The following is a 24933-nucleotide window of genomic DNA, read 5'->3' as shown; positions in this document are numbered from 1 at the left end:
GACGGGGGCTGCCAGGGGCACGCCCAGCCGTTACCCTCACTCAGGGAAACGGTGCCGTCACAGGTAGGGAGGATCCATGATCCCCGAAGAGGACCGGCCAGCGCCCTGGCTGCGCGGTTACGGCGGCATCGAGGCCGACATCAGCCAGCTCCGCGACTTCGCCGACCGGCTTGCCGCCGAGGTCGAGAGCAACTACGCGCCACACCTGTCGTACATCGCCGACGACATGTCCGCCAAGCTGCCCAACCCGTGCGACGCGTTCGTCGAGCTGGTCACGTTCCTGCACGCGCACCACGAGACGCAGCAGGCCACCGCCGACATGGTGTACGCCGTCCGCGGCGCCACCGGCCACCTGGCCGCCGCCGCCGACCGGGTCGCCACCCACTACGCCGACAGCGACGCCTTCACCGCCGCCCGGGTCGTCGACGTGCAACGGGCCCTCGCCGACCCGAGCGCCGTCCTGCCCGGCGGCCCAACGCCCATGCTGACCGACCCGACCGGCCCCGACGCCGAAGGGCCGGTGGTGCTGCCGTGATCGAACGGGGCACCGGCCGCACCTCCGGCCTCACCGACTGGCAGCTCATGGACGTCAACAGCATGTGGGCCTGCCTACACGACCACGACACCGCCAACCACTGGAAGCAGGTCGCCGGCTGGCGCAAGGTCTGCGACCTGGCACAGATCCACCTCGGCCGCCTCCAGGAATACCGGCGCGGGCTCGCCGAGGCGTGGCCACCCGAGACCAGCGCCGCCTCCAGCACGTACCTCACCGAACTCGACCAGCTGATCGACAAGGTGCAGCGCACCCACGACGCCGCCGCCGCGAACTACACCGCGCTCTCCGCCGCCACCCAGGCCATCGGCACCACCCGCGCCGCGCTCCGCAAGATCTACGAGGAGTACGCGGGCAAGCTCCAACAGAAGCAGGCGTACGACTTGATGGCCGCCGACCCGAAAGCGGTAATGGGTAACCGGGTCACCGAGGCACCCGTCACGGATGGCGAACTGGAACGGCTGAATTCACAGGCACGAGCCATGATGTTCAGCCTCAGCGGAGAACTTCAGCAGGCCCAAGCGGCGCTCCAAAAACCACCAGCAGTGCGATCTCCGATCCAATCCGGAGACCCCGATGCATTAGGCGCAACACCTTCGCCACCAACCATCCCACCGATCGTCCCTGTGCCGATGCCGAGAAGCAACAACTTCGCAACTCCCCGATATTCGGTAGGCGACGCTGCGGCGCCTGTTAGCCAGCCGCAGGGCGTTGGACCAGTACTCGGAAGTGCGGCGAATGGACTAGCGGGCAGCCCTGCGGCGATAAACACCGGAGCTACAACTCCCCCGGCATCTTCTGGCTTGCATCCGGGAAGCGGGTTACCGCCTGCCGCACCTATCACATCTCACCCGGCAGCAGGAATGAGCTCGCGGGGCCAACCGCCCGGGGGAAGCCTCAATCGGCCTTCGACTCAAATACCGACGCCGCCGCTGAAGTCAATGCCTCCCGGTGGAATAATTGGCGGCATCCCTGGTCCGAGCGGCGGTTTGCTGGGGCCAAGCGCCGCTCAACCTCGCAAGATTAATCCAATCGGCGGGGTAATTGGCGGTGGCGGCGCTGGCACCGGGCCCGCCGGGGGCGCCGGGTCTCGCCCGGGCAGCGGCCGAACCACACCCCTACATGGTGGCCTTACTCCGATAGGCGGCGCGCCTGCGCTAGGCAGCAGCACAGGTCCAGGTTCTCCTAGGCGGAACAGCCAAATTCAGGGGTCGGACGATGCGGCGAAACGCCGTTGGGACCCAGATAATCCATGGGAGACTGACCAAGGGGTCAATCCTGTCGTCCGCCCCAGTGACGAGCAAGGGCCGATCGATCCTGGTCCGGCCATTGGGTTCAATCGTTAATGCGACCTATCTGGGCTCTAATGGCGTTACTGACAACATCAACAGTATTTCCTGTTTCCGCCGAACCGCCCGGCGCTAGTACTCAGATTCGGGCGGAGCAATGGCACCTCGACTACTTGAAAGCGACCCAGGCCCAAGGCCTAAGTAGCGGCAATGGCGTCATCGTCGCCGTACCCGACACAGGCGTCGATCCACACCCCGACCTAAGCGGAAACTTGCTTGCCGGAACAGACATAATTACTGGCGGCAATGGCGACGGCCGGAGAGACCTGGATAGCCACGGAACGTCAATGGCCGGACTTATAGCAGCTCATGGGCAAGGAAAAATCGGAGCACTAGGCATAGCTCCAGGAGCGAAAATTTTGCCAATTTTCAGCTCTCCCCCTGACGGCAACGGCGCTCCGGAGAGTTTAGCAAGAGGCATTGAATATGCCATCGCGAACGGCGCGGACATAATAAGTATTTCCTCTGTCGGCGGAAGCAGCTCAAGATTGCGTCAAGCAATTCGAGCTGCCGTCGGCGCAGATATTGTCGTTATAGCCGGCGTTGGTAATCTTCCTCGCGATCAGACCGTTGGATACCCGGCAAGCGAAGCCGGTGTAATAGCCGTGGGTGGCGTGGACCGCGCTGGGCTGCACGCCGCAATCTCCGTGACCGGGCCGGAGATCGACGTGGTCGCTCCCGCAGTCGATATCTACAGCACCAGTTACGACGGAAGGTACTCCAGGGGCACCGGCACATCGAGCGCGACGGCGATCGTGGCGGGGGCGGCGGCTTTGATCAGGTCGAAGTACCCCTATCTTCCCGCGCGGGAGGTAGCGCACCGGCTCACGGCCACGGCCGTTGACAAGGGTCCACCTGGACGCGACGACGAATACGGCTACGGCGTGATCGACCTGGTGGCGGCGCTGACGGCAGACGTACCGCCGCTGGGGTTTGAGTCGGTGAGCGCGCCGGCCGGTGCTGGCCCGTCGACGACGGCCGCCGGGCGGCGGCCGGGTGATGACGGCAGCGGTGCGACGGCACGTGGCCTGGTGACTCTGGGCGTGATTGTGGTTGCCGGGGTCGCTTGGGCGGTGGTGGCACGGCGTCGGCGGCGCAGTGATGATCCACCGCCAAGGATTAGTCGCTGATCGGTGTGCGGCAGGGTGATCGACTCGGATTTCTTGAAACTGCGGCATCCAGGGCAGGAGGAGACCACGGTTTCAAGGAACCCGAGTCGATCAAGATGCTCGAGGCGTACGCGGTTGGTCTTGGGTCGTGGTGGAGGGCTTGCCGGTAACGTCGGGCTCGTGTCTGACTCTTTGCCTCTCCGCCTCGTGCTCGCTTCGGCGAGCCCTGCCCGTCGCAAGTCCCTCCAGGCCGCTGGCATCGAGCCGGACGTGCTGGTCAGCGGGGTGGACGAATCCCTGGTGGTGACCGACCGGGCCGAGGAGTTGTGCCTGGAGTTGGCGCGCCTCAAGGCCCAGGCGGTGCTGACCCGGCTGAGCCCGGCCAGCGACCAACGGACGCTGGTGATCGGCTGCGACTCGGTGCTGGCGTTCGACGGGGAGATCCTCGGCAAGCCGGCAGACCCGGCGGATGCGACCCAGCGTTGGCAGCGGATGCGGGGGCGCAGCGGTGTTCTGCACAGTGGGCACTGCCTGATCGACGTCGTCGCCGGGCGGCGCGCGGAGGCGGTCGCGTCCACGACCGTCCACTTCGCTGACATCAGCGACGACGAGATCACCGCGTACGTGGCCAGTGGCGAGCCGCTGGCTGTGGCCGGCGCGTTCACGATCGACGGGCTCGGTGGGGCTTTCGTGGAGCGGATCGAGGGCGACCCGGGCACGGTGGTCGGGTTGTCGATGCCGCTGCTGCGCCGCCTCCTCGCCGAACTGGATCTGCGGATCACCGACCTCTGGACGAAGGTCGCGCCGGGCGGCCAATCTGTCGAGCCACTCGGTAACGTCCGGTCATGACCACCAAGTCGATCCCGCTCACCGATGAGCTGCACGCGTACCTTGTCGCACACGGCGCTCCGCCGGACGAGATCATTCAGGACCTGGCCGAGGAAACCCGGTCGGTGTTGCCGGAGCACGCCTCCATGCAGGTGGCACCGGAGCAGGCGGCGTTCCTGACCTTCCTCACCCGACTCCTCGACGTGCGGCAGGCCGTCGAGGTCGGCACGTTCACCGGGCTGTCGTCGCTGGCGATTGCCCGTGGGCTTCCCGACGGTGGGCAGCTGACCTGCTTCGACGTCTCCGAGGAGTTCACCGGCATCGCCCGGCGCTACTGGGAGCGTGCCGGTGTGCAGGACCGGATCGACCTGCGGATCGGCCCGGCCGGGGAGACCTTGCGGGAGTTGCCGCACGAGCGCTACCTCGACTTCGCGTTCATCGACGCCGACAAGACGGGCTACCCGGTCTACTGGGCTGAGTTGGTGCCCCGGATGCGGCCCGGTGGAGTGATCGCGGTCGACAACGTACTGCGCGGCGGGCGGATCATCGCGCCGCAGAACGAAGGCGACCGGGCCATCGCCGCCTTCAACGACGAGGTGCTCGCCGACGTACGGGTGGACCCGGTGATGCTGCCGATCGCGGACGGCCTGACCCTCGCCCGGGTGCGCTGAGCGGCAGCGGCCGGCCACTTTGATCCACTCGAGTTCCTGGAAGTCGCGGCATCCCAGGCCATAGGACACCCCGACTTCCAGGAAACCGAGTCGATCAAGCCAAAGCAGGCAGGCAAGCGATCAAGCCAGAGCAGCCGGGCCTGGCAGGCAGGCCGGCTGGCCGGCTGGCCGGCCGGCCGGCCAGCGTCAGCGGACGCTTCGGGCGAACTGGCGGGCTGCCCAGTAGACGCCCAACGCGGCGAGGACCGCGGTGATGGTCAGGCCCTGCCAGACCCTGTCACTGCCCAGGTCGCCGGCGAACAGCGCCCGGGTGCCGTCGACCGCCCAGGAGAACGGGTTCCAGTTGGCGATGCCCTGCAACCAGCCGGGCGCGAAGGTCAGCGGCAGCAGGATGCCGGAGAGCAGCAGCACCGGCTGGGCCACGGTGTTCATCAGGGGAGCCAGGGCGTCCTCGCTCTTGACCTTGAGTGCGACGCCGTACGAGACGGCCGAGGTCATGAGGGCGATCAGGGCGAGCAGCAGGTATGCCAGCAGCAGGTCACCGATGAACACCCGCAGGTCGAACAGGAGCGCCAGCAGGGTGATGATGACGGCCTGCACGAGAAGTGAGACCACGTCACGCAGCGAGCGGCCGAGCAGCAGGGCGAGCCGGCTGATCGGGGTGACCCGGGAGCGTTCGATGACCCCGGCTCGCAGCTCGGCGATGAGGCCGAACCCCTGGAACAGGCCGCCGAAGATGGCCAGCAGGACGAGCAGACCGGGTACGAAGATCTTGTAGGCGGCGGCCTGGGTGGGCGCGTTCAGGGCTGGCTTGAGCAGTGGGGCGAAGAGCAGCAGGTACATCACCGGCTGGAAGACGCCGACGAAGACCCAGACCGGGTTGCGCAGCAGCAGCTGGGTCTGCCGCTGGAAGATCAGCCACGTGTCACGGGCGAATTTCATGAGTGGTCTCCGGATGGTCAGGACTCGCGCAGCGAGCGGCGATCAAGGACCCGCGCAGCGAGCGGCGATCAGGAACCCGCGCAGCGAGCGGTGCGAGCGGTGGTCAGGACTCGCGCAGCGAGCGGCCGGTCTTGGTGAGGAAGACGTCGTCCAGGCTGGGCCGGTGCAGCTCGATCGAGCGCAGCTCCAGGCCGGCGTGGTCGAGTCGGCGCAGCACCTGTGGGATGGCGGTGGCGCCCTCGTCGACGTAGAGGCGTAGGCCGCCCTCGTCGACGGTCTCCAGCTTGTTGACGTACGCCTCGCCGTCGAGCGACTGGGCGGCCTGCGGGGTGGCGGCCAGGTCGAGGCCGACCAGCACGACGTCGCCGGAGATCTCCCGCTTGAGCTCGCCCGGGGTGCCCTCGGCCACGATCTCGCCGTTGTCCATGATCGCGATCCGGTCGCAGAGCGCGTCGGCCTCGTCCAGGTAGTGCGTGGTGATGAAGACGGTCATCCCGTCGCTGCGCAGCCGCCGGATCTCGTCCCACATGTGCGCGCGGCTCTGCGGGTCGAGGCCGGTGGTCGGCTCGTCCAGGAAGACGATCTTCGGCTCGTGGATGATGCCGAGCGCGATCTCGACCCGCCGGCGCTGACCACCGGAGTAGGTCTTGCACTTGCGGTCGGCGTACTCGGTGAGCTGGAAGGCGTCCAGCGCGCGGGCCGCGCGGCGCTGCGCGTCGGCCTTGCCGATGCCGTACATGCGGGCGTGCAGCACCAGCTCCTCGCGGGCGGTGGACTCGTCCCAGGTGCTGCCGCCCTGCGGGACGTAGCCGATGCGTCGGCGCACCTCGGCCGGGTCCTTCCGCAGGTCGGCGCCGGCGATGGTGGCGTCGCCGCCGTCCGGCTCGATCAGCGTGGCGAGCATCCGCAGCGTGGTGGTCTTGCCGGCGCCGTTCGGGCCGAGGAAGCCGAAGATCTCGCCCTCGGCGACCTCGAGGTTGACGCCCCGCACGGCGTCCACCGTCTTCGTCTCTCGACCCGCGCGGGAGCGGAACGACTTCCGCAGCCCCCTGGTCTCGATCATTTTCGCTCCTGGTCGTTCGGGCCGGTCGAGCCGACCTCCGAGTGGGACGACGCCGGACGGCGCACTCCCCCGCTGTGCCGCCAGCAGGCTAACGCGATATAACTTCTCTAGTCAACGTTGATTATTTCGCGTCTGGCTCCGATGGGGCACCACCGTCCGGTTCCGACGGGACTCCACCGTCTGGCTCCGGCGGGACTCCACCGTTGCCCCATCCCGACCAACCTTCGGCGTTCTCCAGCTCAGCAGGCAGGTACGACACACCGGATTCGATGCGTTCCGCGATCCGCTCACACCAACCCAGCTCGGCTTCCGCCCGCTCGGACCAGAGTTCGAACAGCCAGGCCACGTGCACCGGCTTGCTCTTACGTATCCAGTCGGACTCCAGCGAGGCCCGCATCGAGGCGACGCTGGCGCGCAGCAGGTTGGCCCGGTTGCGCAGGGCCGCCGCAGCCTCGGAGCGGGGCAGCGCGGGCAGGAAACCGAACGCCGCGGAGAACGGGTCCAGTGGCTCGGACAAGCCCCACCAGAAGCCACGCAGCAGCGTCTGGAACTCGTCCTCCCCCGTCGCGGTCACCTCGTACGTGGTGCGTGCCGGACGGGCACCGACCTGCTCGGTCGCAACAGCCCTGAGCAGGCCTTCCTCGGTGAGCTTGCGCAGCGCGTGGTAGATCGAGCCGGGCTGCACGTTCGCCCACTTGTCGGCGCCCCAGCTCAGCAGTTCCCGCCGCACGTCGTAGCCGTGCACGGGCTGCATCCACCGCACCAGGCCAAGGATCATCAATCGAGTCGAAGACACCAGACAAGCGTAATAGACAAGTTTGACTAGAGCGTCGCCGCGCAGTGCGGCATCCCACACTGAGCGATCGTTAGGGCCAGCAGGGTGGCCGATACACTCCCCGTCAGTAACCTGCCCGGGAGGAGCCACGAAGGTGCGCAAGGTACTCATCGCCAACCGCGGCGAGATCGCCGTCCGGGTGATCCGTGCGTGCCGCGACGCGGGCCTCGACAGCGTCGCCGTGTACGCGGACTCCGACCGCGACGCCCTGCACGCCACCCTCGCGGACGAGGCGTACGCGCTCGACGGCGACAGCGCGACCGAGACGTACCTGCGCATCGACAAGCTGCTCGACGTGGCCGCCAGGGCCGGCGCCGACGCCGTGCACCCCGGCTACGGCTTCCTCTCCGAGAACGCCGACTTCGCCCAGGCGGTCATCGACGCCGGGCTGACCTGGATCGGTCCCACCCCGCAGGCGATCCGTGACCTGGGCGACAAGGTGACCGCCCGGCACATCGCCCAGCGCGCCGGCGCTCCGCTGGTGCCGGGCACCCCGGACCCGGTGGCCAACCCGGACGAGGTGATGGCGTTCGCCGTCGACCACGGCCTGCCGGTCGCCATCAAGGCCGCCTTCGGGGGCGGCGGACGCGGCCTCAAGGTCGCCCGGACCATGGAGGAGATCCCCCAGCTCTTCGAGTCGGCCACCCGGGAGGCGGTCGCGGCGTTCGGCCGGGGCGAGTGCTTCGTCGAGCGTTACCTGGACAAGCCCCGGCACGTCGAGGCGCAGGTCCTCGCCGACCAGCACGGCAACGTGATCGTGGTCGGCACCCGGGACTGCTCGTTGCAGCGTCGGCACCAGAAGCTCGTGGAGGAGGCCCCCGCGCCGTTCCTCAGCGACGCCCAGCGGGCCCAGATCCACGACAGCGCCAAGGCGATCTGCCGCGAAGCCGGGTACCACGGCGCCGGCACCGTGGAATACCTGGTCGGCGTGGACGGCACCATCTCCTTCCTGGAGGTCAACACCCGACTCCAGGTCGAGCACCCGGTCACCGAGGAGACCGCCGGCATCGACCTGGTCCGCGAGCAGTTCCGGATCGCCGACGGTGAGAAGCTGCGAATCACCGAGGACCCGACGCCACGCGGGCACTCCATCGAGTTCCGGATCAACGGCGAGGACCCGGGCCGCAACTTCCTGCCGGCCCCGGGCACGGTCACCGCACTCCGGCTGCCCACCGGCCCGGGCGTGCGGGTCGACACCGGCATCTCGGCCGGCGACGTGATCGGCGGCAACTTCGACTCGCTGCTCGCCAAAGTGATCATCACCGGTGAGACGCGGACGGAGGCGCTGGAGCGCGCCCGTCGCGCTCTGGACGAGATGGTCCTCGACGGCATGGCCACCGCGCTGCCGTTCCACCGGCTGGTCGTGCGGGACGAGGCATTCACCGCCGAGCCGTTCAGCGTGCACACCCGCTGGATCGAGACGGAGTTCCACAACACCGTGCCGCCGTTCGCCGCCGCCGCCGGCGCCGCCGAGGCGCCGGCCGAACGCACGACCGTCGTGGTCGAGGTGGGTGGCAAGCGCCTCGAGGTCAGCCTCCCCGCCAGCTTCGGCGGGAGTACGACCACCGCGGCACCCGCCTCCCGCAAGCCGAGCCGGCGCGGTGGTGGGGCCAGGGCCGGCGCTCCGGTCGGCGGCGACGCGCTCACCTCGCCGATGCAGGGCACCATCGTCAAGATCGCAGTGGCGGACGGCGACACCGTGGCCGAGGGCGACCTGGTGGTGGTGTTGGAGGCGATGAAGATGGAGCAGCCGTTGCACGCCCACAAGGCGGGCACGGTCAGCGGGCTCGCCGCCGAGGTCGGTGCCGTGATCACCGCCGGTGCCCCCATCTGCACCATCGCCTGAGCGGCTGCCCGGCAGGCCTCTGACGGCCTCCGCGGGAGATCGACCCGACGTACCGGGATGAGACGTCTCGGCGGTCAGCGCAGGGTCTCGGCGGCGACCGCGCGGACGGCTGCGGTCAGGGCGTTCAGCACGTCCGACTCCAGTCGCCAGTGCTGCCAGTGGAGCGGGACGTCCAGGTGCCGGCCCGGGGCGAGGTCGACACAGCAACCGGCCAGGTCGGCCTCGGCGATCTGCTCCGGCACCAGGCTCCAGCCCAACCCGAGCCGGACGGCCTCGCTGATTGCCGGCACCGACGGCACGTAGTGCACCGGCGGGTCGAGCGGTCGGCCCGCCGCCGCACGGATGAAGCGGTGCTGCACCCGGTCCTTCCGGTCGAAGACGATCAGCGGCGCGACCGCCAGCGCGGACGCGGTGAGACCATCGGCGAAGTGGGACGACGCGAACTCAGGCGTGGCCAGCGCGTGGTAGCGCATGGCCCCGAGCCGCAGCACACGACAGCCCTGCACGGCCTCCCGCTGGGCGGTGACCGCCGCCGTCACCGAACCGTCCCGGAGCAGCTCGGCGGTGTGGTCCTGATCGTCCTGCCGCAGGTCGAAGGAGAGCCCGGCCAGCTCCGGCAACCGGGCCAGCGCGGACGGGAACCAGGTGGCCAGTGAGTCCGCGTTGACCACCACGGCGACCCGCACCCGACCACCACCGGCCAGCGGGCCACGAGCTTCGGCCAGCGCCTCCCGTTCGAGCAGCGTGAGCTGGCCGGCCAGGCGCAGCAGTGGGCGGCCGGCGTCGGTTGCCACGCACGGTCGGGCCCGGCGCACCAGCACCTGGCCGACGGTCTCCTCCAGTGCCTTGATCCGTTGACTCACCGCCGACGGCGTGACGTGCAGCAGCCGGGCCGCCGCGTCGAAGCTGCCCTCCGACACCACAGCGGCGAGCGTGCGCAGCTGCGCCGAGTCGAGACCGTTCATAAGCAGAGCTTAAGTTGCGTCAGAATCTTTAGTTGGACTGGTGGATGTCGAGAGCCCTAGCGTCGACCCGTGCTTACCTCTGCCATCGCCGGCTTCTCGATCTCCATCGCTCTCATCGTCGCCATCGGCGCTCAGAACGCCTTCGTCCTGCGTCAGGGCCTGCGCCGCGAGCATGTCCTACCCGTGGTGCTGACCTGCGCCGCGTCGGACGCACTGCTGATCATGGCGGGCGTGGCCGGGGTCGGCACGCTGGTGACGGGCCGGCCGGGCCTCCTCACGGCGATCCGGTGGGGCGGCGCGGCGTTCCTCCTCTGCTACGCGGCGCTCGCCGCCCGCCGCGCGCTGCGTCCCGGCACCCTGCTGCCCACCGAGCGTCCACCGGCCACGTTGGGGGCGACCCTGCTCGCCTGCGCCGCCTTCACCTATCTGAACCCCCACGTCTACCTGGACACCGTGCTGCTGCTGGGCGGGGTGGCCCAGCAGCACCCGCACCGGTGGGTGTTCGGGGCCGGAGCCGCCCTGGCCAGCGTGGTCTGGTTCACCGCTCTCGGCGTCGGCGCGCAGCGCCTCGCGCCGCTGCTCGCCCGTGCCGGCGCCTGGCGGGTGCTGGACGCGGTCATCGCCGTCGTGATGGCCGGGCTCGCCGTGGCTCTCCTGCTGGGCTGACCAGCTCTGACGCGGTGTTGACGACAGCGGCGGCGACGGGAGTGTTTTCCACGACCACCGGCGGCGGGACGCCCCACGGGCGGGGATGATGGGTCGAGTGCGGTTCCTACACGGCGCGGCTCCCGCGCACGACCTGACCTATACCGACGTCTTCATGGCGCCGGCCCGCTCCGACCTGGGCTCCCGGCTCGACGTCGACCTCTCCACCGGCGACGGCACCGGCACCACCATCCCGTTGGTGGTGTCGAACATGACCGCGGTCGCCGGCCGGCGGATGGCCGAGACGGTGGCCCGCCGGGGCGCGATCGCGGTGATCCCGCAGGACATCCCGATCGAGGTGGTGGCGAACGTCGTCGGCTGGGTCAAGCAGCGGCACCTGGTCTACGACACCCCGATCACCCTGGGCCCCACCGAAACCGTGGGCGACGCCATCCACCTGCTGCCCAAGCGCTCGCACGGTGCGGTGATCGTGGTCGACGACGACGGCCGGCCGATGGGCGTGGTCACCGAGGCGGACACCGCAGGCGTTGACCGGTTCGCCCAACTGCGGCACGTGATGTCCACCGAGCTGCACACCGTGCCGGCGGACGCGGACCCGCGTACCGGTTTCGACCTGCTCTCGGCGGGCCGCCGCCGGCTCGCGCCGGTGGTGGACGCCGACGGTCGGCTGGTCGGGGTGCTGACCCGACAGGGCGCGCTGCGCGCGACCCTCTACACGCCGGCGGTGGACGACCGCGGCCGGCTTCGCATCGCCGCGGCCGTCGGCATCAACGGTGACGTGACCGGCAAGGCCGCCGCGCTGCTGGAGGCGGGCGTCGACACGCTGGTCGTGGACACCGCGCACGGCCACCAGGCGCGGATGATCTCGGCGCTCCAGGCGGTCCGCAAACTGGACCCGGGGGTGCCGGTGGCGGCTGGCAACGTGGTCACCGCCGAGGGGGTACGCGACCTGGTCGAGGCCGGGGCGGACATCATCAAGGTCGGCGTCGGGCCGGGCGCGATGTGCACCACCCGGATGATGACCGGCGTGGGTCGACCCCAGTTCTCCGCGGTGCTCGACTGCGCCGCCGCCGCCCGCGAGTTGGGCCGGCACGTCTGGGCCGACGGCGGGGTGCGGCACCCACGGGACGTGGCGCTCGCGCTCGCCGCCGGGGCCTCGAACGTGATGATCGGCTCCTGGTTCGCCGGCACCTACGAGTCCCCCGGTGACCTGTACACCGAACCGGACGGCCGGCGGTACAAGGAGAGCTTCGGGATGGCCTCGGCCCGGGCGGTCAGCGCGCGTACCGCCGACGACAGCCCGTACGACCGGGCCCGCAAGGCGGTGTTCGAGGAGGGCATCTCCTCGGCCCGGATGCACCTGGACCCGGCGCGACCCGGCGTCGAGGACCTGATCGACGAGATCATCGCCGGGGTACGCAGCGCGTTCACCTACGCCGGCGCACGGGACCTGACGCAGTTCCACGACCGGGCGATCGTCGGCGTGCAGAGCGCCGCCGGCTTCACCGAAGGAATGCCCCTCCCCACAAGCTGGTAACCCCACCACCCATCCCCACCCACTCCCGTTGATCATGAAGTTATTGCCTCTCACATCGGCGTGTCATGGCAATAACTTCATGATCGACCGGGAAAGGCCGAGGCCGGCGGGGGCATCGCGCCCTTACGTGGCCAGGCGGCGGAGGACTTCGCGGGCTGCCTTGCGGGGATTGTCACCCACCCGCTCGGGCAGCGCGCCGGCCAGCCAGAGGGTGGCGAAGCCGTGCGCGATCGACCAGGCGGCGAGCGCGTCCCGGTCGGTGTCACCGGGCGCGCCACCGGTGGGCAGGGTGGCCACCCCGGAACGGAGCGCGGCGCCGGAGCGCTCCCGGGCCGCGATCAGCTCGGCGTCGTCGGCCCGGTAGAACTCGGGCCGGAACATCACCTCGAAGTACGCGCGGTGCGTGACGGCGAAATCGACGTACGCGACGCCGGCCTCCAGCACGTCGTCCGCGTCGATGAGCTTCTGTGCCAGCAGGTCGAAGCCCTGGGCGGCAAGCGCGGTGAGCAGGCCCGCCTTGTCGCCGAAGTGGTGCGCGGGCGCGGCGTGCGAGACACCGGCCCGACGGGCGAGGTCGCGCAGACTCAGCGCGGCGGGCCCGACCTCCCCGATGGCCTCCAGAGCTGCGGCGAGCAGGGCGCGGCGCAGGTCGCCGTGATGGTACGCACGCGTCTCGGTCATGCCCCAATCCTATCTTGTCATTGACAAGATGCTCCTCCGACGCGCAATCTTGTCACTGACAAGTTCCACCGAGGAGGTTTTCGATGGCACCCCTGATCGCTCTGGTCGTCGGCACCGCGCTGGCCCGACTCGCCGGCCTGGCCGGCATCTCCACACTGGATGGTTGGCATCCCGCACTACGGGTCGGGCTGGCCGTGATGTTCGCGCTGACCGCCGTCGCGCACTTCGCCGGTCAGCGCCGAGCGGACCTGATCGCGATGGTCCCGCCGCGGCTGCCCCGCCCGGATCTGCTGGTCACGCTCACCGGCGTGCTGGAACTGGTCGGCGCGGTCGGTCTGCTGATCCCGACGACCGCCCGACTGGCGGCGGCCGCGCTCGCCCTGCTCATGCTGGCGATGTTCCCGGCGAACGTCTCGGCCGCCCGCCGGAGACTGACCCTCGCCGGGCGTCCGGTCACCCCACTCGCGCAACGCGCGGTCCTGCAGATCGTGTTCATCGCCACCGCTGCGGCAATTTCGTTTGGCCCCTGACTATCAGGGAGCTAATCTACCCGTCGTGGAACTCGTGACCCTCCAGGACGTGCCGCTCGGCCGGCTGCTGGTGGTGGCCGGGCACCTGGTCGGGCAGCGGTGGAACCGCTACCTCGCCGAGGAGCACGGCCTCACCCAGGCCGGCATGGTCACCCTGATGACACTCGCCCGACACGGCGAGCTGCCCCACCGGGAGGTCGCCGAGAAAGGCTTCGTCCGCCCGGCGACCCTCACCGGCATCGTGGACACGCTGGCTCGGGAGGGGCTCGTCGAGCGGCAGCGCGACGACAGCGACCGACGCAGCGTCCGACTCGCCCTCACCCCCGCCGGGCGGGAGCGGGTGGCCGCGCTCAGCGCACTCATGCACTCCGGACGCCCGCTCACCTCGGTCGACACCGACCCGGTGAAGGCCCAGGTGATCCGCGAGTTCCTGCTCGAGGTCATCGGCAGCGGAGACGACCCGCGGATGACCGGACGCCCTACCGAACCGAAGGATCCGGCGTGCTGATCCGACTGTTGCGCAGCCAACTGCGCACCTATCAACGACCGTTGCTGGCGGTGGTGCTGCTCCAGTTCGTGGGCACCATGGCCTCGCTCTACCTGCCCAGCCTCAACGCCGACATCATCGACCAGGGCGTGGCCCGGGGCGACACCGACTACATCGTGCGCATCGGCGGGTGGATGCTGCTGGTCAGCCTGATCCAGATCGTCTGCTCGATCGCCGCGGTCTACCTCGGCGCGCGGATCGCGATGGGCTTCGGCCGGGACGTCCGGGCCACGCTGTTCGGGCACGTCAACCGATTCTCCGCCCGGGAGGTAGCCCGGTTCGGAGCACCGTCGTTGATCACCCGCAACACCAACGACGTGCAGCAGGTGCAGATGCTCGTCCTGATGAGCTGCACCATGCTGGTCGCCGCGCCGATCATGAGCGTCGGTGGCGTGGTGATGGCGCTCCGCGAGGACATCGGGCTCTCCTGGCTGATGCTGGTCAGCGTGCCGGTGCTGGCCATCACGCTGGGCGCGATCATCCGTCGGATGGTGCCGGGCTTCCGGCTGATGCAGACCCGGATCGACACGGTCAACCGGGTGTTGCGCGAGCAGATCACCGGCATCCGGGTGGTCCGCGCGTTCGTCCGCGAGCCGTACGAGACGGATCGCTTCGCCGTCGCCAACGCGGACCTGACGGCGACCGCGCTGCGGACCGGCCGGCTGATGGCGTTGATCTTCCCGGTGGTCATGCTGGTGCTGAACGTCTCCAGCGTGGCGGTGCTCTGGTTCGGCGCGCAGCGGGTGGACGCCAACGCGATCCAGGTCGGGGCGCTCACCGCGTTCCTGCAATACCTGATGCAGATCCTGATGGCGGTGATGATGGCCACCTTCATGCTGATGATGGTGCCCCGGGCCGCGGTCTGCGCCGAGCGGATCGTGGAGGTGCTGGACACCGACTCCTCGGTGGTCCCCGCCGCCGAGCCGGTGACCGACCTGCCCACCCGGGCCGAGTTGGAGCTACGCGGGGTGCGCTTCCAGTACCCGGGCGCGGTCGAACCGGTGCTGCGGGACATCTCCTTCCGCGCCACCCCGGGCACCACCACGGCGATCATCGGCAGCACCGGTGCCGGCAAGACGACCCTGCTGTCGCTGATTCCCCGTCTGGTCGACGTCACCGGGGGCGCGGTCCTGGTCGACGGCGTGGACGTCCGGGAGCTTGAGCCGGACGAGCTGTGGCGACGCATCGGCCTGGTGCCGCAACGGCCGTACCTGTTCACCGGGACGGTGGCCAGCAACCTGCGCTACGGCAACCCCGACGCCACCGACGAGGAGCTGTGGACGGCGCTGGAGATCGCCCAGGCCCGGGACTTCGTGGCCCAGATGCCGGGCGGGCTGGAGGCGCCGATCGCGCAGGGCGGCACCACCGTCTCCGGTGGGCAACGCCAACGCCTGGCCATCGCACGGGCGCTGGTGCGGCAACCGGAGATCTATCTCTTCGACGACTCGTTCTCCGCGCTCGACCTGGGCACCGACGCGCGGCTCAGAGCCGCTCTGCGGCCGGTCACCGCCCAGTCCGCGGTGGTGATCGTCGCCCAGCGGGTTTCCACGATCATCGATGCGGACCAGATCATCGTTCTTGAGGACGGGGGGGTCGTCGGAGTGGGACGACACACGGAGTTGTTGGAGACCTGCCCGACGTACGCCGAGATCGTGGCCTCCCAGCAGACGGCGGAGGTGGCGGCATGAGTGAGCCCGACAACCCGCGCACGCCGGCCGTACCCAGTCAGAAGCCGGCTGGCGACGGACGGACGCCGGATGGGACAGCGCAGCAACCCGGCGGGGAACCCGCGCCGGAGACCGGCGGGGAGACGACGCCGGAGACCGGCGGTGGCGCGCCGACGCCGAAGCGGCTGCCGCCCGGCGGTCAACGCGGCGGCCCGGGGTGGATGAGCGCCGGGATGCCCGCCGAGAAGTCGATGAACTTCGGGCCCTCGGCCCGCCGGTTGCTCGGCCGGCTGCGCTCGCACCGCCTGCACCTGGCCGCGATCATCACGTTGGCCGTGGTGAGCGTCGGGTTCAGCGTGGCCGGGCCGAAGATCCTCGGCCACGCCACCGACCTGATCTTCACCGGGGTGATCGGGCGGCAACTGGAGCCCGGGACCACCGCCGACCAGGCCGTCGCCGCGGCCCGGGCCAGCGGCAACGACAGCTTCGCCGACATGCTGGCCCGAATGGACGTGGTGCCCGGGACGGGCATCGACTTCGACGCCCTGAAGCGGGTGCTGCTGCTGGCCCTCGGGTTGTACCTGGCCGCGAGCCTGCTGTCGTGGTGGCAGGGCTGGCTGCTCAACGGGGTGGTCCAGCGCACCGTGCTGCGGTTGCGCGCCGAGGTGGAGGAGAAGCTCAACCGGCTGCCGCTGCCCTACTTCGACCGGCAGCCGCGCGGCGAGCTGCTGAGCCGGGTCACCAACGACATCGACAACATCTCCACCAGCCTCCAGCAGACCCTCAGCCAACTGCTCACCTCGCTGCTGACCGTGGTCGGCGTGCTGGCCGTGATGTTCTGGATCTCGCCGCTGCTGGCGCTGGTCGCCCTGGTCGCGGTGCCACTGTCGGTGCTGGTCACCCAGCGCATCGCCAAGCGCTCGCAGAAGCAGTTCATCGCCCAGTGGACGCACACCGGCGAGCTGAACGGTCAGATCGAGGAGGCGTACACCGGTCACGAGCTGGTCAAGGTCTTCGGCCGGCAGCGTGAGGTGGAGGCCGCGTTCCACGCGAAGAACGACGAGTTGTTCCGCGCCAGCTTCGGGGCGCAGTTCATCTCCGGGATCATCATGCCGTCGATGATGTTCATCGGGAACCTGAGCTACGTGGCGATCGCCGTGGTCGGCGGGCTGCGGGTCGCCTCCGGGACGATGAGCCTCGGCGACGTGCAGGCGTTCATCCAGTACTCCCGCCAGTTCACCCAGCCGCTCACCCAACTCGCGTCGATGGCCAACCTGCTCCAGTCCGGGGTGGCCTCGGCCGAGCGGGTCTTCGCGGTGCTCGACGCCGACGAGCAGACGCCCGACCCGGTCGAGCCCGCCCGGGTCGTCGACCCGCACGGTCGCGTCGAGTTCGAGCACGTCTCGTTCCGCTACGAGGCGGACAAGCCGCTGATCGACGACCTGTCCCTGGTCGCCGAGCCGGGGCACACGGTCGCCATCGTCGGCCCGACCGGCGCCGGCAAGACCACGCTGGTCAACCTGGTCATGCGCTTCTACGAGCTGGACGCCGGCCGGATCACGCTCGACGGGGTCGACATCACGACGATGCGCCGCGACGACCTGCGCGGCCGGATCGGCATGGTGCTCCAGGACACCTGGCTCTTCGGCGGCACCATCCGGGACAACATCGCCTACGGGCGGCCGGACGCCACCGAGGAGGAGATCCTCGCGGCGGCCCGGGCCACCTTCGTGGACCGGTTCGTGCGCAGCCTGCCCGACGGCTACGACACGGTCATCGACGAGGAGGGCAGCAACGTCAGCGCCGGTGAGAAGCAGCTCATCACCATCGCCCGCGCGTTCCTCGCCGAGCCGTCGCTGCTGATCCTCGACGAGGCCACCAGCTCGGTGGACACCCGCACCGAGGTGCTGCTCCAACGGGCGATGGCCGCGCTGCGTTCGGACCGGACCAGCTTCGTCATCGCGCACCGGCTCTCCACCATCCGCGACGCCGACCTGATCCTGATGATGGAGAACGGCCGGATCGTCGAACAGGGCACCCACGAGCAGCTGCTCGCCGCCCAGGGCGCGTACCACCGGCTCTACCGCTCCCAGTTCACCGGCGCGGTGGTCGACGAGGAGCCGGCCGCCCAACCGGCGTCGGTCTGAGGTCGGGCGGCCGTGCGCGCGAGACGATCGGTGGGCGGGTCAGCCCGACGGCAGCAGGTCGGCCGCGCGGGCGGCCACCTGCCTGCCGATCAGGGCGAGCGCGGCCTCGGCGGGCATCGGGGCCAGGGCACGACCGCCGCGCAGGCGCAGCGCGAGGCGAGCGTCGGCCACCTCCCGGGCGCCCAGCACCCCGAGGTACGGGACGCGGCGGCGGGCCGCGTCCCGGATCCGTGCTCCCAGCGAGCCGGAGGCGTCGACCTCGACCCGCAGGCCGGCGTCGGCGGCCCGCCGGGCCAGCTCCGCCGCCGCGTCGGCCTGCCCGTCGTCGACCGGCAGCAACACCAGCTGGACGGGCGCGTACCAGGCCGGGAAGGCGCCCTCGTGCACCTCGATGAGGTACGCGAACAGCCGCTCCATGCTGCCGACCAGGCTGCGGTGCAGCATGACCGGCCGGTGCCGGCTGCCGTCGGCGCCGGTGTACGACAGGTCGAACCGCTCGGGTTTGTCGAAGTCGAGTTGGATGGTGGAGATGGTCGACTCCCGGCCGGCCGCGTCCAAGATCTGGATGTCGATCTTCGGTCCGTAGAACGCGGCCTCCCCGGGCGCCTCGACGTACGCCATCCCGGCCAGCGCGGCGCGGAGCAGGTCCTCCGCGCGGGCCCACTGCGCGTCGTCGCCGACGTACTTCTCGCCCGGCCCGCGCAGCGACAGCCGGAACCCGGCCGGGCGGACGCCGAGCGCGGCGTGCGCGACACGGATCAGCCCGAGGATCTCCGCGACCTCCGCGCCCACCTGCTCGGGCGCGCAGAAGGTGTGCGCGTCGTTGAGCGAGATGGCGCGTACCCGGGACAGCCCACCGAGCACCCCGGAGCGCTCCGAGCGGTACATCCCGCCCAGCTCCGCGATCCGCAGCGGCAGCTCCCGGTAGGAGCGGCCCCGGGCCCGGAACACCAGCGCGTGGTGCGGGCAGAGCGCCGGCCGGAGCACGAACTCGTCGTCGGCGCTGAGCCGCATCGGCGGGAACATGTCGTCGGCGAAGTAGCCGAGGTGCCCGGAGAGTTCGAAGAGTTCGCGTTTGCCCAGCGGCGGCGAGTAGACGTGCTGATGGCCGGAAAGGCGCTCCAACTCCCGGACGTACTCCTCGACGGCGTGCCGGGCAGCCGCGCCGGCCGGCAGCCAGATCGGCAGGCCGGCGCCGGCCAGCGGATCGGAGACGAAGAGGTCCAGCTCACGGCCGAGCCTGCGGTGGTCGATCATGTCGGGCTCCTGGATCGGGTACGACCCGGAGGCGACCTGGACACCGAACGCCGCGCGGCCCTCGGGGGCGGATCGCCCCGGGGCCTGGTCGACGGTGGTTACGTCAGAGCGGCGCGCCGGGGACACCCGGCGTCGTGGTCACCACTACCGCACTGCTCATGCCGCGACGCTACGTCTCAGGCGGTCGAGGACGCACCCGAATTACGACCGTGGGAGCGCGGGCGAGGGGTGGGCCGCCGGCGCGGGACCCGCCGGCGGCCCTGGCGGCCCGAAACGTCAGGAACGGGGGACCCGACGGGCGTGGCCGCGCCGACAACGGTACGCCGACGAACCCCGATCCGCCGACCGCTCCCGGACGGGTGGGACGGTCACCGAGCCCGTCACCCGAGGTCGACCCGCCTCGTTGTACCTGGGTGGCCTGGCCGTGTCGACGGTCACGACGGGCCAGGGCCGTCCACGGTGACGGCGGACACGCCGTCAGGCTCAAGACACCCAATCGGCCGCATTCGGCGAGGTGGCAGGCGTGCCCGAACTACTGACTGACGTCGCATCGCCGACGTGGGCCTACCTGGTGCTGCTCGCCCTGCTGATCGCGGACGCCTTCGTCCCGGTGATCCCCACCCAGATCGTCATGATCACCAGCGGCGCCCTCACCGTCTACGGCGGGCTCAGCCTGCCCGTCACCATCGCCGTCGGCGCGCTCGGTGTGTTCGCCGGTGACCTGGCCTGTTACCTGCTCGGCCGGAGCGCACCGGACCGGCGGCCACCCCGGCACGCCGAGGTGAGCCGGGCCCGCCGGGTGGCCAGCCGCGTCACCCAGGGGCTCCGACAACCCGGGCCGATGGTCATCCTGCTCTGCCGGTTCGTGCCCGGCGGTCGGATGGCGGCGTGCTTCTCGGCCGGCCGCAGCCGCTACCCGTACCGGCTGTTCATGCTGTACGAGGCGGTCGCCGCGCTGGGCTGGGCCACCTACGGTGCGATGGTCGGGCATCTGGGCGGCACCGCGCTCACCGAGTCGGCCTGGCGGTTGGCCATCATCGCCACCGCCGCCGCAGCCGGGTTCGCCGCGGCCGGGTGGGCGATGACCCTGGTGGCGGGCCGCAACGCCCGCGCCGCCGCCGCAGCCGACGTCCCCATCGACTGAGTGTCGCCAGACCCGCACCGCGAGACTTGGCGTGGCCTCTAGGGGTGGTCCCGGGGGACGATTTCGGTGGCTGTCCCGGATTCGGCTGGGGTGACTGCGGCGACAGGCTGAGTCATGCCTGTTACCCGGAGTACTGGCCTGCTGGCCCTGGGCGGGATCGTCGTGGCGGCGCTGCTCACCGTGATCGGTCACCTCGAAGTCAACGACGACCTCAGCCCGTGGGCGCTGACCATCAGCGACTTCGCGGTCTCCGACCGCGGCGGTGTCATCGACGTCGCCATGGTGGTGCTCGCGCTCGCCACGGCGGTGCTGCTGCTCGGGCTGCGCCGCACCGCCCCACCCCGACCGCGCGCCGGGACGGCTGAGCTGCTGCTGGGCGCGTGGGTCGCCGGGCTGCTGCTCGCCGCGGTGGTGCCGACGAACGAGCCGGGCACCGCCATGACCACCGAGGCCTACCTGCACCGGTACGCCTCGGTGGTCGCCTTCCTGGCACTACCGGTCAGCGGTTGGCTGCTGGCCCGCCGGCCGGCCCTGGCCCCCGCCGCCCGGACGCTCCGAACGCTCGTCCTGCTCAGTCTCGCCCTGGCGGCGGCGATGATCTGGTCCGCCTACCCCGGCGACCGAATGCTCATCGGCCTGGCCGAACGCCTGTTGATCCTCACCGAGGTAGCCGTCCTGGCCACGGTAGCGGTGGTCCAGACCAAGCAGGCCCGGGTCGATCATGCAGTTGTGGTGCCTCACAAAAGGCGTCTGACGGCATGAACCGGCCATGATCGACCCGGGCTGGGGCGGGGCGGGTTACTCCAGTTCGTGGAGCATTAGCTGGCGTGCTGCTTCGGTGATCGAGCCGGAGAGGCTCGGGTAGATGGTGATGGTCTGGGCCAGCTCGTTGACCGTCAGGTTGTTCTCCACGGCCATGGTGATGGGCAGGATCAGCTCGCTGGCCTTCGGTGCGACCACCACACCGCCGATCACCTGACCGCTCGCCGGCCGGCAGAACAACTTCACGAAGCCGTCCGAGAGGTCGTCCATCTTCGCCCGGGCGTTGCCGGACAGCGGCAGCATCACCTGCCGGGCCGGCACCTTGCCCGCGTCCACCTCGTCCTGCGAGACGCCCACGGTCGCCAGCTCCGGGTCGGTGAAGACGTTCGCCGCGACGGTACGCAGCCGCAGCGGGCGAACCGCCTCACCGAGCGCGTGCCACATGGCGATCCGGCCCTGCATGGCGGCGACACTGGCCAGCAGCAGCACGCCGGTGCAGTCACCGGCGGCGTAGATGCCGGGCACGTTGGTCCGGGAGGCCCGGTCCACGGTCAGGTAGCCGCCCCGGCCCAGCTCCACCCCGTACTCGGTGAGACCCAGGTTGGCCGTGTTCGGGATCGAGCCGACCGTGATCAGCGCGTGCGAACCGGTGACCCTGCGGCCGTCGGAGAGCTCCACCTCGACACCGTCGGCGGTACGCCGGACCGCGTCGGCCCGGGAGTTGTTGAGGATCTCCATGCCCCGGTTGCGGAACACCCGCTCGATGGCGGACGCGGCGTCGGCGTCCTCGTGCGGCATCACCCGGTCGCGGCTGGAGACCAGGGTGACCTGGACCCCCATCGCCAGGTACGCGCTGGCGAACTCCGCGCCGGTCACACCGGAGCCGACCACGATCAGGTGCTCGGGCAGCTCCGGCAGGTCGTACACCTGGCGCCAGGTCAGGATGCGCTCACCGTCCGGTACGGCGGTGGGCAACTGGCGGGGTGTCGAGCCGGTGGCCACCAGCACCGTCGACGCGGCGATGGAGTATTCCTCGCCCCCATCGGCGGGGGTGACGACGACCCGGTGGGTGTGCCCGAGGGAATCCTCGCCGAGCCGGGCGGTGCCGGCCACGAAGGTGACCCCCGCCTTCAGCAGCTTGGCGTGGATGTCGGCGGACTGCGCCAACGCCAGACGCTTGACCCGCTCGTGCACCGCCCGGGCATCGACGGTGACCGCCTCCAGGCCGTCCGAGTGCACCCCGAACTCCTCGGTGTCGCGGTAACCCGTGACCACTCCGGAGCTGGCGATGAAGGTCTTCGACGGTACGCAGTCGGAGAGCACGCAGGCCCCACCGGCACCGTCGGCCTCCACCACGGTGACATCGGCGTCCAGCTGGGCGGCGACCAGGGCCGCCTCGTACCCGGCCGGCCCCCCACCGATGATCACGATCCGGCTCACAGCGTTCGCCCTTCGTCCATGCTCACAGTGACTTTCTTCTCCTGAGCGCATTCGACACGCACAGTCGTATTCTCCCCCACCCGTCCGCCGGGCTATCGTCATCGCCGTGCGTCATCACGCCGCCTACGGCTCAAATCTCGACCCCGCCCGGATGCGCGCCTACTGTCCGCATTCGCCGATGGTGGGCACCGGCTGGCTGGAAGGCTGGCGGCTGACCTTCGCCGGGGCGGACGTGATCGGCTGGGAGGGCGCGGTGAGCACCCTGGTCGAGTCCCCCGGTGACCGGGTCTTCGTGGCGCTCTACGACATCCACCCCTACGACGCGGGCCAGCTCGACGAGATCGAGGGGGTGACCGCCGGCACGTACCGCAAGCTGCACGTCCGCGTCTCCACCCTCGACGGGGACGTGACCGCGTGGATCTACGTCTTCAACGGGTACGAGGGCGGCCTGCCGACCTCGTGGTATCTGTCGGAGATCGCGAACGCCGCCGAGAAGGCGGGCGCCCCGGACGACTACGTCACCGAGCTGCGGTCCCGCCCCACCGGCACCGCGTCGGCGTAGCAGCGCGTATCGCACGCTCCCAGTCTGCTACCGCCGGCGACCGGATCGCCGGTCGGGCCCGACCGGGGTCGTCAATCACACACCGGCGGCCGGGACGGAAAGCTCGTACATGTCGGTCCACAGGGTTGCCCGCAGGCCCACCGACTCGTAGAGCGACAGCGGGGCGGTCGGGTTGGTGAGGTCCACGCCCAGGCCGACGGACTGCCGCCCCTTCTCGGCGTAGCGGGCGAAGGCGCGGCGCAGCAACGCCGCACCCACACCCCGGCGACGGTACGCGGACAGCACCGACAAACTCTTCACCCAGCCCTGCTGCTGGTCGAGCGCCTGGTCCGAGGACCGCAACGCGCCGACCGGCACCCCTTCCACCTCGGCGACGAACCACTCGTCCCAGGCGTTCAGGTCACCGATCCGGGCCCGCCACCGCTCGTAGGACAACGGCTCGTGATCGGCGGTGTCGGCGAAGGCGGTATCGGTGATCCGGTGGAACTCCCGCAGGTCGGCCTCGTCGTCGGGACGTACCGGCCGCACCGTCACGTCGGACGGCCCGGCGGGGTGTGCGGGCAGGTCCGTCAGCGGCCCGCTCATCCGGACGTACCTCTTGACCAGGGTGAACCCGACCTCGCGCAGGGTCCGTTCCCAGTCACGTTCCGGCGCGAAGACCGCGCATCGGACGGTGAGCGATGGCAGCCCTCGCTCGGCGGCGCGCTCGGCGACCCGGTCCAGTTGTCGGGTCAGCAGCGGCGCCCGGACGGTCGCGGCGCGTACCGGGTCGACGTAGATCTCCACGAACTCCCGGCCGACCCCGGTGGGGTTGTCCACCGTCGCCCAGCCGACCACGTCGCCCTCGGGGTCGACCGCCAGCCAGGAGTCCCGGGCCGGGTCGAAGTGGGGGGCGGTCAGTGACGCGGCCACGTCCTCGGCGTCGAAGTCGGGATGGCCGATGGTGAAGGTGTCGGCGGCGTGTACCACCGCCAGGATCGCGGGCACGTCGTCGAGGGTGGGCCTGCGCGTTGTCCAACCAGCGGGAAGAGTCACGGCAGAACATCCTGGCAGCCGACCTCGTCGGGCGCCGCCCATTTTTTCGACGGCGGGAGGCTCAGGCGAGGTGGGCCCGGGTGCGGTGCAGCAACTCGACCAGCTCGTTGCCGTCGGAGGGGCCGAGGGCCGTGAACGCCGGCGCGGCCAGTCTGTTGGTCACCGCCTCCGCCCAGAGTCGCCGACGCACCAGCGGCCCGATCGGTGGGTACGGCGGCGGCCAGCCGCAGGCCACCGCCCCGGCCTCCCCCTCCGGCCCGGACAGCACGGCCTCCAGCGGGGTCATCCCGGCGGCGCGCACCGCCAGCAGGTAGGCGCCGGTGAAGTGTTCGCGGAGCAGCCGCAGGCCGGCCGCGGTGCGGGCGCCCGGGGACAGGTCCGGCAGGGGCATGGCCCGCCAGGCGGCGAAGAGCGGCATCGCACTGGCGTCCGCGGCGACCACCGCCCGCTCCACGAGCGTCGCCAGGCGCTCGGTGCCGGGCAGGCCGCCGAGCTGCTGCGCTCCCCACCGACAGCACTCGGCGAGGCTGGCGGCGGCCACCTCGAACGGCGGCACGACCCGGCCGGCGGCGTCCCACCCGTCGGCGACCGCGTCCGGGGCGATGAAGCCGAGCGCGGCGGCGGCCGTCTCGGCCCGTACGTCGCCGAGGGCACCGGCCCGACCACCGATGTAGAAGGCCCAGCCGGAGATGCCGAGCAACCGCGCCCGGCGCAACGTGACCGGGTCTCGGCTGAACGCGTCGCCGAGGTCGAGCACGACGGGCTTGCTGGCCGCGGCGGCCTGCTCCGGTGTCATT

23 protein-coding genes are annotated in these 24933 nt (G+C 70.5%); 14 read left to right on the top strand and 9 right to left on the bottom strand.

The window, feature by feature from the left end; translation table 11 throughout:
- Nucleotides 1–76: 76 nt before the first annotated feature.
- The 4 genes from LADH09A_RS24490 to LADH09A_RS24470 all read left to right on the top strand — a co-directional run bounded on the left by LADH09A_RS24490 (nucleotide 77) and on the right by LADH09A_RS24470 (nucleotide 4510).
- Nucleotides 77–535 carry a hypothetical protein gene (locus LADH09A_RS24490; RefSeq protein WP_238647825.1) on the top strand — a complete coding sequence of 153 codons (459 nt, stop codon included), beginning with the start codon at nucleotides 77–79 and terminating at the stop codon, nucleotides 533–535.
- 1384 nt (nucleotides 536–1919) lie between these two features.
- Nucleotides 1920–3032: a S8 family serine peptidase gene (locus LADH09A_RS24480; protein WP_238647823.1), complete on the top strand. Its 1113-nt coding sequence runs from the start codon at nucleotides 1920–1922 to the stop codon at nucleotides 3030–3032.
- A 159-nt stretch (nucleotides 3033–3191) separates the two neighbouring features.
- Nucleotides 3192–3860: a Maf family protein gene (locus tag LADH09A_RS24475; protein WP_238647822.1), complete on the top strand. Its 669-nt coding sequence runs from the start codon at nucleotides 3192–3194 to the stop codon at nucleotides 3858–3860.
- Nucleotides 3857–4510 carry an O-methyltransferase gene (locus LADH09A_RS24470; protein WP_238647821.1) on the top strand — a complete coding sequence of 218 codons (654 nt, stop codon included), beginning with the start codon at nucleotides 3857–3859 and terminating at the stop codon, nucleotides 4508–4510. Before LADH09A_RS24475 ends, LADH09A_RS24470 begins: the two co-directional genes overlap by 4 nt.
- Before the next feature lie 186 nt (nucleotides 4511–4696).
- Here the strand turns inward: LADH09A_RS24470 and LADH09A_RS24465 are convergent, their stop codons facing one another.
- From LADH09A_RS24465 to LADH09A_RS24455, 3 genes are all read right to left on the bottom strand, one after another.
- Nucleotides 4697–5452 (bottom strand): ABC transporter permease, encoded by a 756-nt coding sequence (locus LADH09A_RS24465; RefSeq protein WP_238647820.1) that lies wholly within the window; start codon nucleotides 5450–5452, stop codon nucleotides 4697–4699.
- A 103-nt stretch (nucleotides 5453–5555) separates the two neighbouring features.
- On the bottom strand, nucleotides 5556–6515 hold the full coding sequence (locus LADH09A_RS24460; protein ID WP_238647819.1) for an ATP-binding cassette domain-containing protein: 960 nt from the start codon (nucleotides 6513–6515) through the stop codon (nucleotides 5556–5558).
- Nucleotides 6516–6636: 121 nt separating this feature from the next.
- The gene (locus tag LADH09A_RS24455) at nucleotides 6637–7311 is read right to left on the bottom strand and encodes a PadR family transcriptional regulator (RefSeq protein ID WP_238647818.1); all 675 of its coding nucleotides are present in this window, start codon (nucleotides 7309–7311) and stop codon (nucleotides 6637–6639) included.
- A gap of 133 nt (nucleotides 7312–7444) precedes the next feature.
- Here LADH09A_RS24455 and LADH09A_RS24450 point away from each other — a divergent pair, with 133 nt between their 5' ends.
- The gene (locus tag LADH09A_RS24450; protein ID WP_238647817.1) at nucleotides 7445–9196 is read left to right on the top strand and encodes an acetyl/propionyl/methylcrotonyl-CoA carboxylase subunit alpha; all 1752 of its coding nucleotides are present in this window, start codon (nucleotides 7445–7447) and stop codon (nucleotides 9194–9196) included.
- A 74-nt stretch (nucleotides 9197–9270) separates the two neighbouring features.
- Here the strand turns inward: LADH09A_RS24450 and LADH09A_RS24445 are convergent, their stop codons facing one another.
- Nucleotides 9271–10161 (bottom strand): LysR family transcriptional regulator ArgP, encoded by an 891-nt coding sequence (locus LADH09A_RS24445; protein WP_238647816.1) that lies wholly within the window; start codon nucleotides 10159–10161, stop codon nucleotides 9271–9273.
- 69 nt (nucleotides 10162–10230) lie between these two features.
- Between LADH09A_RS24445 and LADH09A_RS24440 the strand changes: the two genes are divergently transcribed.
- Nucleotides 10231–10827, top strand: a complete 597-nt coding sequence (locus LADH09A_RS24440; RefSeq protein WP_238647814.1) for a LysE/ArgO family amino acid transporter — start codon at nucleotides 10231–10233, stop codon at nucleotides 10825–10827.
- A 97-nt stretch (nucleotides 10828–10924) separates the two neighbouring features.
- On the top strand, nucleotides 10925–12364 hold the full coding sequence (locus LADH09A_RS24435) for a GuaB1 family IMP dehydrogenase-related protein (RefSeq protein WP_238647812.1): 1440 nt from the start codon (nucleotides 10925–10927) through the stop codon (nucleotides 12362–12364).
- A gap of 123 nt (nucleotides 12365–12487) precedes the next feature.
- Here the strand turns inward: LADH09A_RS24435 and LADH09A_RS24430 are convergent, their stop codons facing one another.
- Nucleotides 12488–13045: a TetR/AcrR family transcriptional regulator gene (locus LADH09A_RS24430; RefSeq protein WP_238647810.1), complete on the bottom strand. Its 558-nt coding sequence runs from the start codon at nucleotides 13043–13045 to the stop codon at nucleotides 12488–12490.
- Between the two features lie 83 nt (nucleotides 13046–13128).
- Here LADH09A_RS24430 and LADH09A_RS24425 point away from each other — a divergent pair, with 83 nt between their 5' ends.
- From LADH09A_RS24425 to LADH09A_RS24410, 4 genes are all read left to right on the top strand, one after another.
- Nucleotides 13129–13575: a DoxX family protein gene (locus LADH09A_RS24425; protein WP_238647809.1), complete on the top strand. Its 447-nt coding sequence runs from the start codon at nucleotides 13129–13131 to the stop codon at nucleotides 13573–13575.
- 25 nt (nucleotides 13576–13600) lie between these two features.
- Nucleotides 13601–14083, top strand: coding sequence for a MarR family winged helix-turn-helix transcriptional regulator (locus tag LADH09A_RS24420; RefSeq protein ID WP_238647808.1), 483 nt, complete (start codon nucleotides 13601–13603; stop codon nucleotides 14081–14083).
- Nucleotides 14077–15810 carry an ABC transporter ATP-binding protein gene (locus LADH09A_RS24415; RefSeq protein WP_238647807.1) on the top strand — a complete coding sequence of 578 codons (1734 nt, stop codon included), beginning with the start codon at nucleotides 14077–14079 and terminating at the stop codon, nucleotides 15808–15810. The genes LADH09A_RS24420 and LADH09A_RS24415 overlap by 7 nt, the downstream gene beginning before the upstream one ends.
- A gap of 200 nt (nucleotides 15811–16010) precedes the next feature.
- Nucleotides 16011–17936: an ABC transporter ATP-binding protein gene (locus LADH09A_RS24410; RefSeq protein ID WP_238647874.1), complete on the top strand. Its 1926-nt coding sequence runs from the start codon at nucleotides 16011–16013 to the stop codon at nucleotides 17934–17936.
- A gap of 39 nt (nucleotides 17937–17975) precedes the next feature.
- Here LADH09A_RS24410 and thrS read toward each other — a convergent pair whose 3' ends face one another.
- On the bottom strand, nucleotides 17976–19193 hold the full coding sequence (gene thrS, locus LADH09A_RS24405; RefSeq protein ID WP_238647806.1) for a threonine--tRNA ligase: 1218 nt from the start codon (nucleotides 19191–19193) through the stop codon (nucleotides 17976–17978).
- Between the two features lie 523 nt (nucleotides 19194–19716).
- On the opposite strand from thrS, the gene LADH09A_RS24400 reads away from it, so the two are divergent.
- Together LADH09A_RS24400 and LADH09A_RS24395 are read left to right on the top strand one after the other, a co-directional pair.
- Nucleotides 19717–20337 carry a DedA family protein gene (locus LADH09A_RS24400; protein WP_238647805.1) on the top strand — a complete coding sequence of 207 codons (621 nt, stop codon included), beginning with the start codon at nucleotides 19717–19719 and terminating at the stop codon, nucleotides 20335–20337.
- Between the two features lie 114 nt (nucleotides 20338–20451).
- Nucleotides 20452–21099 carry a DUF998 domain-containing protein gene (locus LADH09A_RS24395; RefSeq protein ID WP_238647804.1) on the top strand — a complete coding sequence of 216 codons (648 nt, stop codon included), beginning with the start codon at nucleotides 20452–20454 and terminating at the stop codon, nucleotides 21097–21099.
- 36 nt (nucleotides 21100–21135) lie between these two features.
- Here LADH09A_RS24395 and LADH09A_RS24390 read toward each other — a convergent pair whose 3' ends face one another.
- The gene (locus tag LADH09A_RS24390; protein WP_238647803.1) at nucleotides 21136–22539 is read right to left on the bottom strand and encodes an NAD(P)H-quinone dehydrogenase; all 1404 of its coding nucleotides are present in this window, start codon (nucleotides 22537–22539) and stop codon (nucleotides 21136–21138) included.
- A 106-nt stretch (nucleotides 22540–22645) separates the two neighbouring features.
- On the opposite strand from LADH09A_RS24390, the gene LADH09A_RS24385 reads away from it, so the two are divergent.
- Nucleotides 22646–23101, top strand: coding sequence for a gamma-glutamylcyclotransferase family protein (locus LADH09A_RS24385; protein WP_130407236.1), 456 nt, complete (start codon nucleotides 22646–22648; stop codon nucleotides 23099–23101).
- 75 nt (nucleotides 23102–23176) lie between these two features.
- On the opposite strand, the gene LADH09A_RS24380 is transcribed toward LADH09A_RS24385, so the two are convergent.
- Complete coding sequence (locus tag LADH09A_RS24380) at nucleotides 23177–24088, bottom strand: GNAT family N-acetyltransferase (RefSeq protein WP_238647802.1); 912 nt, start codon at nucleotides 24086–24088, stop codon at nucleotides 23177–23179.
- A gap of 109 nt (nucleotides 24089–24197) precedes the next feature.
- Nucleotides 24198–24932: an SCO6745 family protein gene (locus tag LADH09A_RS24375; protein ID WP_238647801.1), complete on the bottom strand. Its 735-nt coding sequence runs from the start codon at nucleotides 24930–24932 to the stop codon at nucleotides 24198–24200.
- Nucleotide 24933: the final 1 nt, after the last annotated feature.

The organism is Micromonospora cabrerizensis, from assembly GCF_022230955.1.
GTDB classification, from domain to species: domain Bacteria; phylum Actinomycetota; class Actinomycetes; order Mycobacteriales; family Micromonosporaceae; genus Micromonospora; species Micromonospora cabrerizensis.
Note: the sequence above shows the minus strand (reverse complement) of the source record. Positions and strands in the feature narration are given on the sequence as shown.

Bases quoted from the DNA above. Each gene is read 5' to 3' on its own strand.
- LADH09A_RS24490 (WP_238647825.1), top strand. From the start codon at position 77: ATGATCCCCGAAGAGGACCGGCCAGCGCCCTGGCTGCGCGGTTACGGC.
- LADH09A_RS24480 (WP_238647823.1), top strand. From the start codon at position 1,920: ATGGCGTTACTGACAACATCAACAGTATTTCCTGTTTCCGCCGAACCG.
- LADH09A_RS24470 (WP_238647821.1), top strand. From the start codon at position 3,857: ATGACCACCAAGTCGATCCCGCTCACCGATGAGCTGCACGCGTACCTT.
- LADH09A_RS24465 (WP_238647820.1), bottom strand. From the start codon at position 5,452: ATGAAATTCGCCCGTGACACGTGGCTGATCTTCCAGCGGCAGACCCAG.
- LADH09A_RS24460 (WP_238647819.1), bottom strand. From the start codon at position 6,515: ATGATCGAGACCAGGGGGCTGCGGAAGTCGTTCCGCTCCCGCGCGGGT.
- LADH09A_RS24445 (WP_238647816.1), bottom strand. From the start codon at position 10,161: ATGAACGGTCTCGACTCGGCGCAGCTGCGCACGCTCGCCGCTGTGGTG.
- LADH09A_RS24430 (WP_238647810.1), bottom strand. From the start codon at position 13,045: ATGACCGAGACGCGTGCGTACCATCACGGCGACCTGCGCCGCGCCCTG.
- LADH09A_RS24425 (WP_238647809.1), top strand. From the start codon at position 13,129: ATGGCACCCCTGATCGCTCTGGTCGTCGGCACCGCGCTGGCCCGACTC.
- LADH09A_RS24410 (WP_238647874.1), top strand. From the start codon at position 16,011: ATGAGCGCCGGGATGCCCGCCGAGAAGTCGATGAACTTCGGGCCCTCG.
- thrS (WP_238647806.1), bottom strand. From the start codon at position 19,193: ATGATCGACCACCGCAGGCTCGGCCGTGAGCTGGACCTCTTCGTCTCC.
- LADH09A_RS24395 (WP_238647804.1), top strand. From the start codon at position 20,452: ATGCCTGTTACCCGGAGTACTGGCCTGCTGGCCCTGGGCGGGATCGTC.
- LADH09A_RS24375 (WP_238647801.1), bottom strand. From the start codon at position 24,932: ATGACACCGGAGCAGGCCGCCGCGGCCAGCAAGCCCGTCGTGCTCGAC.